General features: G+C 62.0%; 14 protein-coding genes. 9 read left to right on the top strand and 5 right to left on the bottom strand.

Annotated elements, in window-relative coordinates; translation table 11 throughout:
* Positions 1 to 8: 8 nt before the first annotated feature.
* Positions 9 to 254: a sulfurtransferase TusA gene (tusA, locus tag ENGE1_RS17765; protein WP_043086303.1), complete on the top strand. Its 246-nt coding sequence runs from the start codon at positions 9 to 11 to the stop codon at positions 252 to 254.
* Positions 255 to 257: 3 nt separating this feature from the next.
* Here tusA and zntA read toward each other — a convergent pair whose 3' ends face one another.
* Together zntA and ENGE1_RS17775 are read right to left on the bottom strand one after the other, a co-directional pair.
* Positions 258 to 2,456 (bottom strand): Zn(II)/Cd(II)/Pb(II) translocating P-type ATPase ZntA, encoded by a 2,199-nt coding sequence (gene zntA / locus ENGE1_RS17770; protein WP_048254893.1) that lies wholly within the window; start codon positions 2,454 to 2,456, stop codon positions 258 to 260.
* 76 nt (positions 2,457 to 2,532) lie between these two features.
* Positions 2,533 to 3,159, bottom strand: coding sequence for a lysoplasmalogenase (locus ENGE1_RS17775; protein ID WP_048254895.1), 627 nt, complete (start codon positions 3,157 to 3,159; stop codon positions 2,533 to 2,535).
* A 128-nt stretch (positions 3,160 to 3,287) separates the two neighbouring features.
* On the opposite strand from ENGE1_RS17775, the gene ENGE1_RS17780 reads away from it, so the two are divergent.
* Positions 3,288 to 3,644 (top strand): DUF2500 domain-containing protein, encoded by a 357-nt coding sequence (locus tag ENGE1_RS17780; protein WP_048254898.1) that lies wholly within the window; start codon positions 3,288 to 3,290, stop codon positions 3,642 to 3,644.
* Positions 3,645 to 3,646: 2 nt separating this feature from the next.
* Here the strand turns inward: ENGE1_RS17780 and ENGE1_RS17785 are convergent, their stop codons facing one another.
* Entirely contained in the window at positions 3,647 to 3,922 is a 276-nt protein-coding gene (locus ENGE1_RS17785; protein WP_043080986.1) for a DUF1145 family protein, read from the bottom strand.
* Positions 3,912 to 4,508 (bottom strand): 16S rRNA (guanine(966)-N(2))-methyltransferase, encoded by a 597-nt coding sequence (gene rsmD, locus ENGE1_RS17790; RefSeq protein ID WP_043080985.1) that lies wholly within the window; start codon positions 4,506 to 4,508, stop codon positions 3,912 to 3,914. The genes ENGE1_RS17785 and rsmD overlap by 11 nt, the downstream gene beginning before the upstream one ends.
* 143 nt (positions 4,509 to 4,651) lie before the next feature.
* On the opposite strand from rsmD, the gene ftsY reads away from it, so the two are divergent.
* The 4 genes from ftsY (at position 4,652) to rpoH (ending at position 8,922) form a co-directional block, all read left to right on the top strand.
* Positions 4,652 to 6,091 (top strand): signal recognition particle-docking protein FtsY, encoded by a 1,440-nt coding sequence (ftsY, locus tag ENGE1_RS17795; RefSeq protein WP_048254899.1) that lies wholly within the window; start codon positions 4,652 to 4,654, stop codon positions 6,089 to 6,091.
* A gap of 2 nt (positions 6,092 to 6,093) precedes the next feature.
* Positions 6,094 to 6,759, top strand: a complete 666-nt coding sequence (gene ftsE / locus ENGE1_RS17800; RefSeq protein ID WP_043080983.1) for a cell division ATP-binding protein FtsE — start codon at positions 6,094 to 6,096, stop codon at positions 6,757 to 6,759.
* Positions 6,752 to 7,807 carry a permease-like cell division protein FtsX gene (gene ftsX, locus ENGE1_RS17805; protein ID WP_045289428.1) on the top strand — a complete coding sequence of 352 codons (1,056 nt, stop codon included), beginning with the start codon at positions 6,752 to 6,754 and terminating at the stop codon, positions 7,805 to 7,807. Before ftsE ends, ftsX begins: the two co-directional genes overlap by 8 nt.
* A gap of 260 nt (positions 7,808 to 8,067) precedes the next feature.
* Positions 8,068 to 8,922 (top strand): RNA polymerase sigma factor RpoH, encoded by an 855-nt coding sequence (rpoH, locus tag ENGE1_RS17810; RefSeq protein ID WP_043080981.1) that lies wholly within the window; start codon positions 8,068 to 8,070, stop codon positions 8,920 to 8,922.
* A gap of 34 nt (positions 8,923 to 8,956) precedes the next feature.
* On the opposite strand, the gene pdxR is transcribed toward rpoH, so the two are convergent.
* Positions 8,957 to 10,435 carry a MocR-like pyridoxine biosynthesis transcription factor PdxR gene (pdxR, locus tag ENGE1_RS17815; RefSeq protein ID WP_043080980.1) on the bottom strand — a complete coding sequence of 493 codons (1,479 nt, stop codon included), beginning with the start codon at positions 10,433 to 10,435 and terminating at the stop codon, positions 8,957 to 8,959.
* Positions 10,436 to 10,551: 116 nt separating this feature from the next.
* On the opposite strand from pdxR, the gene ENGE1_RS17820 reads away from it, so the two are divergent.
* From ENGE1_RS17820 to ENGE1_RS17830, 3 genes are all read left to right on the top strand, one after another.
* Complete coding sequence (locus ENGE1_RS17820; protein WP_048254900.1) at positions 10,552 to 11,817, top strand: 4-aminobutyrate--2-oxoglutarate transaminase; 1,266 nt, start codon at positions 10,552 to 10,554, stop codon at positions 11,815 to 11,817.
* 110 nt (positions 11,818 to 11,927) lie between these two features.
* On the top strand, positions 11,928 to 13,172 hold the full coding sequence (locus tag ENGE1_RS17825) for an aromatic amino acid transport family protein (RefSeq protein WP_048254901.1): 1,245 nt from the start codon (positions 11,928 to 11,930) through the stop codon (positions 13,170 to 13,172).
* 215 nt (positions 13,173 to 13,387) lie between these two features.
* On the top strand, positions 13,388 to 14,485 hold the full coding sequence (locus ENGE1_RS17830) for a branched-chain amino acid ABC transporter substrate-binding protein (RefSeq protein ID WP_045289435.1): 1,098 nt from the start codon (positions 13,388 to 13,390) through the stop codon (positions 14,483 to 14,485).
* Positions 14,486 to 14,511: the final 26 nt, after the last annotated feature.

The raw sequence follows: 14,511 nt of genomic DNA on the forward strand, positions 1-14,511 counted from the left end.
AGAAGACCATGACCGAAAGTATCTCCAGCCCGGACCATACCCTTGATGCCCTCGGGCTCCGCTGCCCGGAGCCGGTAATGATGGTGCGCAAAACCGTGCGCACCATGCAGGAGGGGGAGACGCTGTTGATTATCGCCGACGATCCCGCCACTACGCGCGATATTCCCGGCTTTTGCCATTTTATGGAGCACCAGCTGGTTGAGGCGCAGACCGACGAACTGCCGTACCGCTACCTGATCCGCAAGGGCCGCTGATCGCTACCGGCGGCGCAGCAGCCGCAGCGCATTCGCCGTTACCAGCACCGTTGCGCCGGTGTCTGCCATCACCGCCAGCCAGAGTCCCGTCATGCCCAGCAGCGTCGTCACCAGAAAAATGGCCTTCAGCCCCAGCGCGATGCCGATGTTCTGGCGGATGTTGGCATGGGTGGCGCGGGCCACGTCAATCATCCTGGCCAGGCCGGTCAGGCGGTTGGTGGTCAGCGCGGCGTCGGCGGCCTCCAGCGCCACGTCGGTGCCGCTGCCCATCGCAATGCCGAGGGTGGCGGCCTTCATCGCCGGGGCGTCGTTGATGCCGTCACCGACCATCGCCAGCGGCGCGATGGCGTTCAGGCGCGCCACCTCGTTGACCTTATCCTCAGGCAGCATCCCGGCCCGATAGTCGAGCCCCAGATCGCCGGCGATGGCCGCCGCCGCGCGCGGGTTGTCGCCGGTGAGGATCGTACCCTGCACCCCGAGCTGGCGCAGGGCGGCTATCGCCTCCCGGGCATCGTCCCGCAGCGTATCGCGCAGCGCCAGCAGGCCGAGCGGGGCGTCGTTCTGTATGACGACGATAACGGTCTGCCCGGCGCTCTCCAGCTCGCCGATCTGCGCCTCGTAGCCTGCCGCCGGGAATTTGCTGGCGGCGCAGATCTGCACCGGCTGACCGTCCACAATCGCTTCAATGCCCGATCCCGCCAGCGCCCGCTGGCCGTTGGCCTGCGGGAGCGTCAGGCCGCGCCGCTGCGCCTCCTGAACGATAGCCTGCGCCAGCGGATGGCTGGAGCCCTGCTCGACGGAGGCGGCCAGCGCCAGCAGCGTATTTTCATCTGCGCCGCTGCGGGCAACGATGGCGGTGACCTGTGGTTTGCCGACCGTCAGGGTGCCGGTTTTGTCGAAGGCGACCTGGCGCACCTGCCCCAGCCGCTCCAGCGCCGCGCCGCCCTTAATCAGCGCCCCGCGCCGCGCCGCCGCCGCCAGCCCGGAGGTGATGGCCGCAGGCGTGGAGATCACCAGCGCGCACGGACAGCCGATCAGCAGCAGCGCCAGCCCTTTGTAGATCCACGCCATCCACGCGCCGCCGAACAGCAGGGGCGGGATGACCGCGACCAGCAGGGCTATCGCCATGATGGCGGGAGTGTAAATGCGGCTGAAGCGGTCGATAAAGCGCTCAACCGGCGCCCGGCGCTCCTCGGACTCCTCCATCAGGCGCAGGATGCGGTCGATGGCGCTGTCGCCCGGCTCTGATACCACCGTCAGCTGCACCAGGCGATCGACGCTGGTGGAGCCTGCCGCGACGCGCTCGCCGCGGCGGCGTTCTACCGGCACGGATTCGCCGGTGAGGGCGCTCTCATCGAAGCTGGCAAACTCAGAGGCCAGGGTTGCGTCCGCCGGGAGGCGGCCTCCCGCCGCCACCTCAATAACGTCGCCGGGGCGCAGGTCGCGCTGGGCAACGGTTTCGCGTCTGCCGTCCTGCAGGCGGACGGCGGTATCGGGCTTGAGGGCCATCAGCGCGCTGACGCCCTGGCGGGCGCGCCCGGCGGCCCAGCCTTCAAGGCGTTCGCCAATCATAAACAGCAGCAGCACCATCGCCGCCTCAGCGGTGGCGCCAATGACCAGCGCGCCGATGGCGGCGACGCTCATCAGCGTCTCAATGGCGAACCAGCTGCCACTTTTGATCAGGCGCAGCGCCTGGCGGGCAATAGGAACAAGGGCCACCAGTGTGGTAATGACAAAGGCGGCCTGGCCAGCCGGATGATTAAGATGCTCAAGACCCCAGCTCAGGGCCATCAGCACCAGCAGAATGAGGATCGGCAGATTCTCTTTGAGGCGGGAGACCGGCGCCTCCTGCGGCGCGTCTTCATCGCGCAGGCTGTAGCCTGCGGCGCTTACCGCCTGCTCAACCTGCTGACGCACGTCGGCCCCGGCATCGACCACCAGCTTTTCAGAGGCGAACAGCACCTGTACGTGATTGACGCCGTTTACCTGGCGGGCCGCGTTCTCGACTTTGCGGGCGCAGGCGGCGCAGTCCATGCCGCTAACGCGCCAGCTGTAGCGCGTGCCTTCGGTAATCTCCGGCACCGGCTCCGCGGCGGTGCAGGCGTCGTCGCAGCAGCAGTCGTGCGCCGGTTCATCCGCAGGCGTAAAGCGCAGCGAGGCGAATTGCGGGGTAGGTTTGCGGGTGTTATCAGGGGTCGACATAGTCTCTTCCGGTTAATGATAATTTTCTCATTAACCGGAAGCGTACACTCTGGAGTCGACTCCAGAGTCAAGACATTTAGAGATAAAGTGCGCGGACGATCAGGAAGTGCCCGGCGAAGTAGCAGCCGGAAGAGAGGGCGGTATCGGCGCGGAAGCGGCAGCGGTAGTGGCTGAACAGCCAGATCGCGTGGCCGATCAGCAGCAGCGCGGCGCCGAGAAAGCCGGACAGCGCCGTGGCGATGGGGCGGAAGAACCACAGTTCACCCGCCAGCCAGACCATCACCAGCGTCATGCCGATGAATGTCGATACCGGCATCCGCAGTTCGCCGAGCCGCGTCCACAGGGCGGCGATCAGCGCCGCGCCAACGATCAGCAGCGCCAGCGGCAGCGGCCAGAAGAAGGACATCGTCATCTGGCTGGCAAACCAGATAGTGTACAGCAGGTGCGAGAGGAAGAAGGCGCCGATGGCGTACAGGCGGCGCTGGCTGGGCAGCATCAGCAGCGCATCGCCGACCAACGAGGCGCAGAGGCCCGCGAGCACCAGGTAGCTGACGGCGGTAAACACCGGCGCCTGCCAGGCGAGCAGCAGCAGCAGGATGAGGGTGACGGGCTTGAACACCCAGCGCTGCCACACCGGGCCGCGATAGGAGGCATCCACGTAGAGCCAGCCGGACAGACAGACAGCAATAAATGACCAAAGCATATTTAAGTCCCTGTATCTGTTATTTTTCACGAACTACACTGCATCCAGTGTAGTGGCGCGGGCAGCAGAATAGCAATGCCGCCGCGCGCAGAGTATGCTGATTTCCGCTAAATCTGATTGAGGTTTTCGTGGGTAAAGTACCGCCGTTTCTGCTCATCATCGTCGTGATTATCGCCGTTGCCGCTTCGTACCGCTTCGTCCAGCAGCGCCGCGAACGAGCGGAGAACCGGGCCGCGCCGCAGCTCGAAACGCGGGTTAAGGTGAGCAATAAGCGCGAGAAAGTGCTTAACGACAGGCGATCCCGCCAGCAGATGACGACGCCAGCGGGCAGTACGGTGCGCTATGAGGCGAGCTTCAGGCCGCTCTCCGGCGGCGCAGCGATGACCTTTCGGCTCAGCGAGGCGCAGTACCATCGGCTAACGGTGGGCGACCGGGGCACGCTGAGCTACAGGGGGAGCCAGTTTGTAAACTTTGCCGGCGAGTAAGCCTACTTTTTCAGCTGCGCCTTGAGCTTCTTCTGCCACACCAGCAGTTCGAAAACGCCGAACAGTACGATGCGCGCCTCTTCGAGTTTGGTCATCTGCGGGCCGTCCTTCGGCAGCGTCGATTTCATCAGCGCCGCCTGCATCCCGTGCATCAGCACCATAAATACCAGCGCCACGTTGACGAAGATATTCAGCGGCCGCGGGAAGGGATGAAAAAGGTTCAGTATCAAAAAGGCCCAGACGAACAGCATCAGCAGACGGCCCAGATTAATCAGCATGATTTTCCCCCTGCGCTTCGCGCTGGTAAAGGCGATAGGCGACCTGGCCGGCCACCTTCTCGCGATATAAATGCCAGTGGCCGGGCACCGGCGGCAGGCCGTTTTCCACTTCGCTCTCCACGTAGATCAGCGCCTCGTCGGCCAGCCAGCCGTTCGCTTCCAGCAGGCGCAGCGTCTCATCCAGCAGCCCTTTGCGAAAGGGCGGATCGATAAAGACCACGTCATGCGGCGTGCCGGGCTGGGCGAGATGCGTCAGGGTATTCGTATTGATCACCTGTCCGCTGGCGGCCTTCAGGGTTGCCAGATTCTTCTGCAGCTGGGCGGCGACGCCGCGCTCCATCTCCAGCAGCGTGGCGCTTCCGGCATAGCGCGACAGCGCCTCCAGGCCCAGCGCGCCGCTGCCGGCAAAGCAGTCCAGGCAGCGGGCATCGACCATCGACGGCGCCAGCCAGTTAAACAGGGTTTCGCGGACCCGGTCGGTCGTCGGCCGCAGGCCGGGGCTGTCCGGCACCGGCAGCTTACGCCCCCGCCATTGTCCGCCTATAATGCGGATCTGACCGCTGCCGCTGTGATTTGGTTTCTTCATGGTGTATTTAGCCCGGGCTGGATTGTTTTTCCAGCGGTGATGCGCGTTCAGTTAAGTGATAGACTATTTCATCATTTTTTTAGCTTCCATGTACATAGCGGTAACGCGGTCGCGGGAGTCAACAGCGAAGAGTGTGGTCGCCGATGGCAAAGAACAAAAAGAAAGGCTTTTTTTCGTGGCTGGGTTTTGGCAACAAAGAGCAGGAGCCGCAGCAGCCGGAAGCCGAAGAGCAGTTAGCGGACGACGGGCAAGCGCCCGCGGAGCCAGCGGTTGCGGAGGTTGCTGAGCACATAGCAGAGCCGGAAGCTGAACCTGCGGCGCACAGCGAAGAAGAGACGCAGGCGTTTGCCGATGAGGTCGTCGAGGTGACGCAGGAGGTGGTCCAGCAGGAGAGCGTTGCGCTGCCGAAAGCGGCGGCAGAGCCGGCGCCGACCGTGGAGCCTGAACCTGTCGCGGAAGCGGAGGTTATCGTTGCGCCTGAACCTGTTGCCGGGGCGATCCCCGCCGCGCCGCTGCAAGACGCCGACATCGTTGAAGAGACGGCCGACGAACCGGCCCTGAGCGACGAAGAGCTTGAGGCCCTGGCGCTGGCCGCGGCCGATGAGTCAGAGCAGGCGGAAGACGACGTTCAGGAGACGCAGCAGGAGCAGGAGAAACCGACCAAAGAGGGTTTCTTCGCCCGCCTCAAGCGCAGCCTGCTGAAAACCAAAGAAAATCTCGGTTCCGGATTTATCAGTCTTTTCCGCGGCAAGAAAATCGACGACGATCTCTTTGAAGAGCTGGAAGAGCAGCTGCTGATTGCCGACGTCGGCGTTGATACCACGCGTAAAATCATCGCCAACCTGACCGAAGGGGCCAGCCGCAGGCAGCTGCGCGACGCCGAGGCGCTGTACGGCCTGCTGAAAGAAGAGATGAGCGAAATCCTCGCTAAAGTGGATGAGCCGCTGAATATTGAAGGCAAAATGCCGTTTGTTATTCTGATGGTCGGCGTCAACGGCGTGGGTAAAACCACCACCATCGGCAAACTGGCGCGCCAGTTTGAGCAGCAGGGTAAATCGGTGATGCTGGCGGCGGGCGACACCTTCCGCGCGGCGGCGGTTGAACAGCTGCAGGTGTGGGGCCAGCGCAATAATATTCCGGTGATTGCCCAGCACACCGGCGCCGATTCGGCCTCGGTGATTTTCGACGCCATCCAGGCCGCGAAGGCGCGCCACGTTGACGTGCTGATTGCCGATACGGCGGGTCGTCTGCAGAACAAATCGCACCTGATGGAAGAGCTGAAGAAAATCGTCAGGGTGATGAAAAAGCTCGATGAAGATGCGCCGCATGAAGTGATGCTGACCATTGACGCCAGCACCGGCCAGAACGCGATTAGCCAGGCGAAGCTGTTCCATGAGGCGGTTGGTCTGACCGGGATCACGCTGACCAAGCTGGACGGCACCGCGAAAGGCGGGGTGATCTTCTCGGTAGCCGATCAGTTCGGCATTCCGATCCGCTATATTGGCGTCGGGGAACGTATCGAAGACCTGCGTCCATTTAAATCGGACGATTTTATAGAGGCACTTTTTGCCCGAGAGGATTAACAATGATTCGCTTTGAACACGTCAGCAAAGCCTATCTCGGTGGGAGACAAGCGCTGCAGGGCATTAATTTTCGCCTGCAGCCGGGCGAGATGGCATTTCTGACCGGCCATTCCGGCGCGGGTAAAAGTACCCTGCTGAAGCTTATCTGCGGGATTGAACGTCCGAGCGCCGGAAAGATCTGGTTCAGCGGTCATGAGATCAGCCGTCTGAAAAACCGCGAAGTGCCGTTTCTGCGTCGCCAGATCGGCATGATTTTTCAGGATCACCACCTGCTGATGGACAGGACCGTCTACGACAACGTCGCTATTCCGCTGATCATCGCCGGCGCCAGCGGCGACGATATCCGCCGCCGCGTGTCGGCGGCGCTGGATAAGGTGGGGCTGCTGGACAAAGCGAGAAGTTTTCCTATTCAGCTCTCCGGCGGTGAGCAGCAGCGCGTGGGCATCGCCCGGGCGGTGGTGAATAAGCCGGCGGTGCTGCTGGCGGATGAACCGACCGGCAACCTCGACGAGGCGCTGTCGGAAGGTATTCTGCGCCTGTTTGAAGAATTTAACCGGGTTGGCGTGACGGTACTGATGGCCACCCATGATATGGGGCTTATCCACAGCCGCAACTACCGCATCCTGACCCTCAGCGACGGACATCTGCACGGAGGCCACGGTGAATAAACGCGAGGCGATGAACCACATCCGCCGGTTCGGCAACCGCTTTGACCGGCTGCGCAATACGGCGAGCGGCAAGGGCAGCGGCGGCGGGGCGCCCCGGCGTCAGAAGTCGCCGCCGAAGCCAAACTCCCGCAAAACCAACGTTTTCAACGAGCAGGTGCGCTACGCGTTCCACGGCGCGCTGCAGGATCTGAAAAGCAAACCGCTGGCGACCTTCCTGACGGTGATGGTGATTGCCATCTCCCTGACGCTGCCGAGCGTCTGCTACATGGTCTACAAGAACGTCAACACCGCGGCCTCTCAGTACTATCCGTCGCCGCAGATCACCGTCTATCTTGAGAAAACCCTCGACGACGACGCGGCGGCGAGAGTGGTCGGCCAACTGCAGGCCGAGCAGGGCGTGGATAAGGTCAACTATCTGTCGCGGGATGAGGCGCTGGGCGAGTTCCGCAACTGGTCCGGTTTCGGCGGCGCGCTGGATATGCTGGAAGAGAATCCGCTGCCGGCGGTAGCGGTGGTGGTGCCGAAGCTCGATTTCCAGGGCACCGATTCGCTCAATACCCTGCGCGACCGCATCTCCCGCATTCAGGGCGTTGATGAAGTGCGGATGGACGACAGCTGGTTCGCCCGCCTGGCCTCGATCACCGGGCTGGTGGGCCGCGTGTCGGCGATGATTGGCGTGCTGATGGTGGCGGCAGTGTTCCTCGTTATCGGCAACAGCGTGCGCCTGAGCATCTTTGCCCGCCGCGATACCATCAACGTGCAGAAAGTGATTGGCGCCACCGACGGTTTTATCCTGCGCCCGTTCCTCTACGGCGGCGCGCTGCTCGGTTTCTCCGGCGCTTTCCTGTCGCTGATCCTCTCGGAAATCCTGGTGATGCGCCTCTCCTCGGCGGTCACCGAGGTGGCGAAAGTCTTCGGCACCCAGTTTGAGCTGACCGGCCTCGGGTTTGACGAATGTCTGCTGATGCTGCTGGTGTGCTCGATGATTGGCTGGATCGCCGCCTGGCTGGCAACCGTGCAACATTTACGTCACTTTACCCCGGAATAAAAAATTTCTGGTATACTCTTTCCCTGCTGCAGTGAGTCTCGCGCCAGCAGGGAAAGCACTTTCCCATTCTGCTTTTTCCCTGCCTCAACTATCATCAGACTTCACATTTTGTGTGCAATTTATTCACACCGTTGCATTGAACTTGTGGATAAAATCACTGTCTGATACAAGAGTGGATGATAATCTCGTTGCTCATAGATCTGGCCGCCGTGTTGCCTGACGGGGACAGCGCGGCCAGGACGAAATTTGAGAGGAATTGAATGACCAAAGAAATGCAAAATTTAGCTTTAGCCCCTGTTGGTAACCTGGAGTCTTACGTCCGGGCTGCAAACGCATGGCCGATGTTATCGGCCGATGAAGAGCGGGCGCTGGCTGAAAAGCTGCATTACCAGGGCGATCTGGAAGCAGCTAAGACGCTGATCCTGTCTCACCTGCGCTTTGTTGTTCACGTTGCTCGTAACTACTCGGGCTATGGCCTGCCGCAGGCGGATCTGATTCAGGAAGGTAACATCGGCCTGATGAAAGCCGTGCGCCGCTTCAATCCGGAAGTGGGCGTGCGCCTGGTCTCTTTCGCCGTGCACTGGATCAAGGCTGAAATTCACGAGTATGTGCTGCGTAACTGGCGCATCGTGAAGGTCGCAACCACCAAAGCACAGCGTAAGCTGTTCTTTAACCTGCGTAAAACCAAGCAGCGTCTGGGCTGGTTTAATCAGGACGAGGTCGAAATGGTGGCGCGCGAGCTGGGTGTATCCAGCAAAGACGTGCGTGAAATGGAGTCGCGCATGGCGGCCCAGGACATGACCTTTGACCTGTCCTCTGACGACGACGGCGACAGCCAGCCGATGGCGCCGGTGCTGTTTCTGCAGGATAAGACCTCAAACTTTGCCGACGGCATTGAGGACGATAACTGGGAAGAGCAGGCGGCCAACAAGCTGACCGACGCCATGCAGGGTCTTGACGAGCGTAGTCAGGACATCATCCGCGCCCGCTGGCTGGACGAAGATAACAAGTCCACGCTGCAGGAGCTGGCCGACCGCTACGGCGTGTCCGCAGAGCGCGTGCGTCAGCTTGAAAAGAACGCGATGAAGAAACTGCGTATCGCGATTGAAGCCTGATCCGCGCTAGCGCACGGAACCGAAGCCCGGCGAGTTAATCCGTCGGGCTTTCGCATTTTATGCACGCCAGTAGTACAGTAAAAGCCCCCTCCATCTCCTCTTCCGGCATCGCCGCAAACCCCAGCAGCAGCCCCCGGGACTTGTCCTCACCCAGATAGTAGCGCGACAGCGGCCGCACCAGAATATTGCGGGCGTTGGCGGCGCGGGCGATCGCCACGTCATCGCAGCCGGCGTTAAGCTTCAGGACCAGATGCAGCCCGGCGTTATCGCTGAACTCGCTGGCCTCCAGCCCCGGCACGCTATCGATCAGCGCCATCAGCCGCTGCCGGCGGCGGCCGTACAGCAGCCGCATTCTGCGGATATGCGCCGTGTAGTGGCCGTCGCGAATAAACTCCGCCAGCGTCAGCTGGGTGATGGCGTGACCGCCGCGGTACAGTTCGGCGTGAGCAACCGTCAGGTCGGCCGCCAGCGGCGGAGGAAGCACGACGTAGCCCAGCCTCAGCCCGGGATAGAGCGTTTTGCTGAACGTGCCGATATAGACGACCGGCGCGTCGGCGACCAGCCCCTGCAGGGCGGGTATCGGCTGGCCGGAGAAGCGAAACTCGCTGTCGTAGTCGTCCTCAACTATCCAGCAGCCGCAGCGGCGCGCCAGGGCCAGCAGGCGCTGGCGGCGCTCCAGGCTCATCACCGCCCCAAGCGGATACTGGTGGGAGGGCGTAACAAAGATAAGCCGCGGCGGTTCGTCCGGCTGCTCGGGGGGATCCATTCCGTTGCTGTCTACCGGCACCGGCACCGGCTGCACGTCGTTCATCTGCAGCACGTGGCGAATGCCCCAGTAGGAGGGCTCCTCTACCCACGCCTTTTCCCCCGCATCGCACAGCATCCGGGTCACCAGATCGATGGCCTGGTGAATACCCTCCGTAATCAGTATTTGCGCCGTTTCGCAGCGCACGCCGCGGGCCACCCGCAGGTACTCCTGCAGCGCCTGCTTAAGCTCCGGCGTGCCGCCGTTGCAGCCGTAGCTGAGGTGTGCGGGGGCGGGCCGCCGCCGGATGCGCGACTGGATCTTATTAAACAGCCGGTGGGGAAAGGCGGTGACGTCGGGCACGCCGGGAATAAAGGCGCCCCACTGTTTCGGGCTGGCGCTGACGTGGTTCAGCAGGCGATTACCGCGTCCGGAGATCTGCTTTTCCGCCGGCAGCGGATCTGTCTGCGAGGCAGGCGAAAAGGAGGCAATAAAATCGTCGGGCGCGCTGCGGGCGACGAAGGTGCCGCTGCCCCGGCGGGAGGCGATATAACCTTCCGCCAGCAGTTGTTCATAAACGGTTAATACCGTGTTTCTTGAAATGTGAAGTTCGGCGGCAAGATCGCGGGAAGCCGGCAGGCGGCTTTCCGGCGCCAGCGATCCGTCAAGAATCGCGTGGCGGATCGCGTTGTACAGCCGCTTATGCAGCAGTTTGTCCTGCTCTCTTGCTACCCGCACCAGCAGCAAATCGCCCACTAACGATCGCAATTGGATCCCTCATATATTCTGAACTGGCACTCGATTATAGGGCCAACACCTGTGTAAATAAACGACATAGTTTCGTACTTGTTGCAAAAACGTAAAGAACACACAGGAGAGTCACGGTGAACAATGCAGAACTGAACCAGCGCCGTTTACAGGCCACCCCGCGCGGCGTCGGGGTGATGTGCGACTACTATGCGCAGAAGGCGGAAAACGCCACGCTGTGGGATATCGAAGGCAATGAGGTAATTGATTTTGCCGCCGGGATCGCCGTGCTCAACACCGGCCACCGCCATCCGAAAGTGATTGCGGCCATTGAGGCCCAGCTGAAGGCCTTCACCCACACCGCCTACCAGATTGTTCCCTACGAGAGCTACGTTACCCTGGCCGAGCGCATCAACGACCTGGCGCCGATCGACGGCCCGGCGAAAACCACCTTCTTCACCACCGGCGCCGAAGCCGTAGAGAACGCAGTGAAGATTGCCCGCGCCTATACCCGCCGTCCCGGCATCATCACCTTCGGCGGCGGCTTCCACGGCCGCACCTTCATGACCATGGCGCTGACCGGCAAAGTGGCGCCGTACAAGATTGGCTTCGGTCCGTTCCCGGGTTCGGTCTATCACGGTATCTATCCGAACGCGGCCCACGGCGTCACCACCGACGAGGCGCTGAATAGCCTGGAGCGCATTTTCAAAGCCGATATCGCCCCGGATCAGGTGGCGGCTATCGTGGTGGAGCCGGTGCAGGGCGAGGGCGGCTTCAACGTTGCGCCGCCGGCGTTTATGCAGGGCCTGCGCGCGCTGTGCGATACCCACGGCATCCTGCTGGTGGCCGACGAAGTGCAGACCGGCTTTGCCCGCACCGGCAAGCTGTTTGCCATGCAGCACTATGACGTCAAGCCGGACCTGATGACGATGGCCAAGAGCCTGGCCGGCGGGATGCCGCTCTCCGGCGTGGTCGGCCGCGCCGAGGTGATGGACGCCCCGGCGCCCGGCGGTCTCGGCGGCACCTACGCCGGTAACCCGCTGGCGGTGGCGGCGGCGCACGCGGTGCTGGACGTGATCGAAGAGGAGCAGCTGTGCCAGCGCGCCAACCAGCTGGGCCAGCATCTGAAAGAGGTGCTGGAGCACGCCCGCCAGTCCTGCCCGGCGATTGCCGATATTCGCGGCCAGGGGTCGATGGTGGCGGTGGAGTTTAACGACCCGGCCACCGGCAAGCCGTCGGCGGAGTTCATGAAGCAGGTGCAGGACAAAGCGAAGCAGGAAGGGCTGCTGCTGCTGAGCTGCGGCGTCTACGGCAACGTGATTCGCTTCCTCTATCCGCTGACCATTCCCGACGCGCAGTTCACCAAAGCGCTGGATATTCTGGCGCGCGTACTGAAGGGCTGATCCCGCCCTGACAATCCGCGGCGCAGGGAAGCGCAACTTAACGTAAAGGGAGGCCGCGGATTGCCGTTCTGACCTCCGGCGGTTCGCCGTCGGCCAATATGGAAACCTGTATGTCCGAGAACTCTACCTTCGCCCCCGCCTGGAAAGGGCGGGAGCGCGAAGCTGTCCCTGCAAAATCCCTGAGCTTCCTCGAAGGCGTGGCGATGATCGTCGGCACCAACATCGGCGCCGGCGTGCTCTCCATCGCCTACGCCTCCAGCAAGGCGGGCTTCCTGCCGCTGCTGTTCTGGCTGATGGTCGTCGGTACCCTGACCACGGTCACCATGCTCTACGTCGCGGAATCCACGCTGCGAACCCGTAAACATCTTCAGCTCAGCGGCCTGTCGCAGCGCTATGTGGGCCGCTTCGGCGCGTGGATGATGTTTTTATCGGTGTGCGTGAACAGCGTCGGCGCGCTGACCGCCTACATGACCGGCAGCGGCAAGCTGCTGCACTCTCTGTTCGGCATTTCGCCCGCGCTTGGCAGCCTGCTGTTTTTCATTCCCGCCGCGGGCGTGCTCTGGCTGGGGCTGAAGGCCATCGGCCGCGGCGAGAAATTTATCAGCATCGGTATGGTGGTGATGATTTCGGTTCTGGTGGTCGCCACCCTGCTGCAGGAGAGCACCCAGGTGCGCTACCTGCTCGACGGCGACTGGCAGTACATGGTGCCGATTTTCAACGTCGTGGCCTTTTGCTTTTCGGCCCAGTATATCGTGCCGGAGATGGCCCGCGGCTTCGCCGATAAGCCGGAAAAGCTGCCGAAGGCGATTATCGTCGGCATGGGCCTGACCTTTACGCTGCTGGCGGTGGTGCCGCTATCGGTGATTATTATCAACGGCCTGGACAATATCTCTGATGTCGCCACCATTGCCTGGGGCAGGGCGCTCGGCGAGTGGGCCTTCTTCTCGGCGAACCTGTTCGCGCTGTGCGCGATGCTGACCTCCTACTGGGGCCTCGGCGGCAGCTTCCTGACCAATATCTTCGACAAATTTCGCCTCGGCGAGGATACCCAGCCGCTGCGCCGCCTCGGCGTGCTGGCTATCGTGGCCCTGCCGCCGTTCGTGCTGGCCTACAGCGGCATGGTCTCCTTCGTCAACGCCCTCTATTTTGCGGGCGTATTCAGCGGCGTGATCCTGTCGATTATGCCGATCCTGATGCTGCGCGGCGCGCGCCGCAGCGGCGATATCACCCCGCGCTGGACCTGCAGCGCGCTGATCACCCACCCTCTGATCCAGAGCTTCATTGTGTTGTTGTATCTTGCCAGCGCCGGCTATGCCATCGCTTCCCTGCTGGGCTATCTGCCCGCGGGATGGTAGCGGCTGCTATGGTGTGCCCTGCGGCGATCGATCCCCGCCGCAGGTTTTTTTTGCGCGCCCCATCGCGAAAATTCGCGTTCATTGTTAACAAAAATCAGTTATGTTTTTAGCAGAGTGTGCTGCTTATGCGCGGGCGGTAGACCGTAAACTGAAATAATGCGCTACACAACAACATCACAACAAACGTAATAACCATAATAATGGGGAATATCAGGATGAAAATGAAGGGTAATGCGTTACTGGCAGGATGTATTGCGCTGGCATTCAGCACAATGGCCCAGGCCGATATTAAAGTGGCAGTGGTGGGCGCCATGTCCGGTCCGGTAGCGCAGTACGGCGACCAGGAGTTCACCGGCGCCGAGCAGGCCGTTGCCGACATCAACGCCAAGGGCGGCATCAAGGGCGAGAAGCTGCAGATCGTGAAATATGATGACGCCTGCGACCCGAAACAGGCCGTGGCGGTGGCTAACAAAGTGGTGAACGACGGCGTGAAGTACGTTATCGGCCACCTCTGCTCCTCATCGACGCAGCCCGCTTCCGATATTTACGACGATGAAGGTATTCTGATGATCACCCCGGCGGCAACCGCCCCGGAGCTGACCTCCCGCGGCTATAAGCTGATCCTGCGCACCACCGGCCTCGACTCCGACCAGGGCCCGACCGCCGCCAACTACATCATCAATACCGTGAAGCCGAAGCGCATCGCTATCATTCACGATAAGCAGCAGTACGGCGAAGGCCTGGCCCGCTCGGTGCAGGATGGCCTGAAGGGCAAAGCCAACGTGGTGTTCTTTGACGGCATCACCGCCGGCGAGAAAGACTTCTCCACCCTGGTGGCGCGCCTGAAGAAAGAGAATATCGACTTCGTGTACTACGGCGGCTACCACCCGGAGCTGGGGCAGATCCTGCGCCAGGCGCGCGCGGCCGGGCTGAAGACCCAGTTTATGGGGCCGGAAGGCGTGGCCAACGTCTCCCTGTCTAACATCGCAGGCGAATCGTCCGAAGGCATTCTGGTCACTAAGCTGAAGAACTACGATCAGGTTCCGGCCAACAAGCCGATTGTCGACGCCATCAAGGCGAAGAAGCAGGATCCGAGCGGCGCCTTCGTGTGGACCACCTACGCGGCCCTGCAGTCGCTGGCCGCGGGTCTGAATCAGTCTGACGATCCGGCAAAAATTGCCGACTGGCTGAAGGGCAACACCGTCAATACCGTGATGGGCCCGCTCTCCTGGGACAGCAAGGGCGACCTGAAGGGCTTTGAGTTCGGCGTCTTTACCTGGCACGCCAACGGCACCGCCACCGACGCGAAGTAACCTTCCACATGCCGGGCGGTATGCCG

This window comes from Pluralibacter gergoviae ATCC 33028 = NBRC 105706 (genome assembly GCF_001598855.1).
Taxonomy (GTDB): domain Bacteria; phylum Pseudomonadota; class Gammaproteobacteria; order Enterobacterales; family Enterobacteriaceae; genus Pluralibacter; species Pluralibacter gergoviae.

Excerpts from the sequence above, each read along its gene's own strand:
- zntA (WP_048254893.1), bottom strand. The coding sequence starts at position 2,456 with ATGTCGACCCCTGATAACACCCGCAAACCTACCCCGCAATTCGCCTCG.
- tusA (WP_043086303.1), top strand. The coding sequence starts at position 9 with ATGACCGAAAGTATCTCCAGCCCGGACCATACCCTTGATGCCCTCGGG.
- ftsE (WP_043080983.1), top strand. The coding sequence starts at position 6,094 with ATGATTCGCTTTGAACACGTCAGCAAAGCCTATCTCGGTGGGAGACAA.
- ENGE1_RS17775 (WP_048254895.1), bottom strand. The coding sequence starts at position 3,159 with ATGCTTTGGTCATTTATTGCTGTCTGTCTGTCCGGCTGGCTCTACGTG.
- ENGE1_RS17825 (WP_048254901.1), top strand. The coding sequence starts at position 11,928 with ATGTCCGAGAACTCTACCTTCGCCCCCGCCTGGAAAGGGCGGGAGCGC.
- ENGE1_RS17830 (WP_045289435.1), top strand. The coding sequence starts at position 13,388 with ATGAAAATGAAGGGTAATGCGTTACTGGCAGGATGTATTGCGCTGGCA.
- rpoH (WP_043080981.1), top strand. The coding sequence starts at position 8,068 with ATGACCAAAGAAATGCAAAATTTAGCTTTAGCCCCTGTTGGTAACCTG.
- ENGE1_RS17785 (WP_043080986.1), bottom strand. The coding sequence starts at position 3,922 with ATGCTGATTAATCTGGGCCGTCTGCTGATGCTGTTCGTCTGGGCCTTT.
- rsmD (WP_043080985.1), bottom strand. The coding sequence starts at position 4,508 with ATGAAGAAACCAAATCACAGCGGCAGCGGTCAGATCCGCATTATAGGC.
- ftsY (WP_048254899.1), top strand. The coding sequence starts at position 4,652 with ATGGCAAAGAACAAAAAGAAAGGCTTTTTTTCGTGGCTGGGTTTTGGC.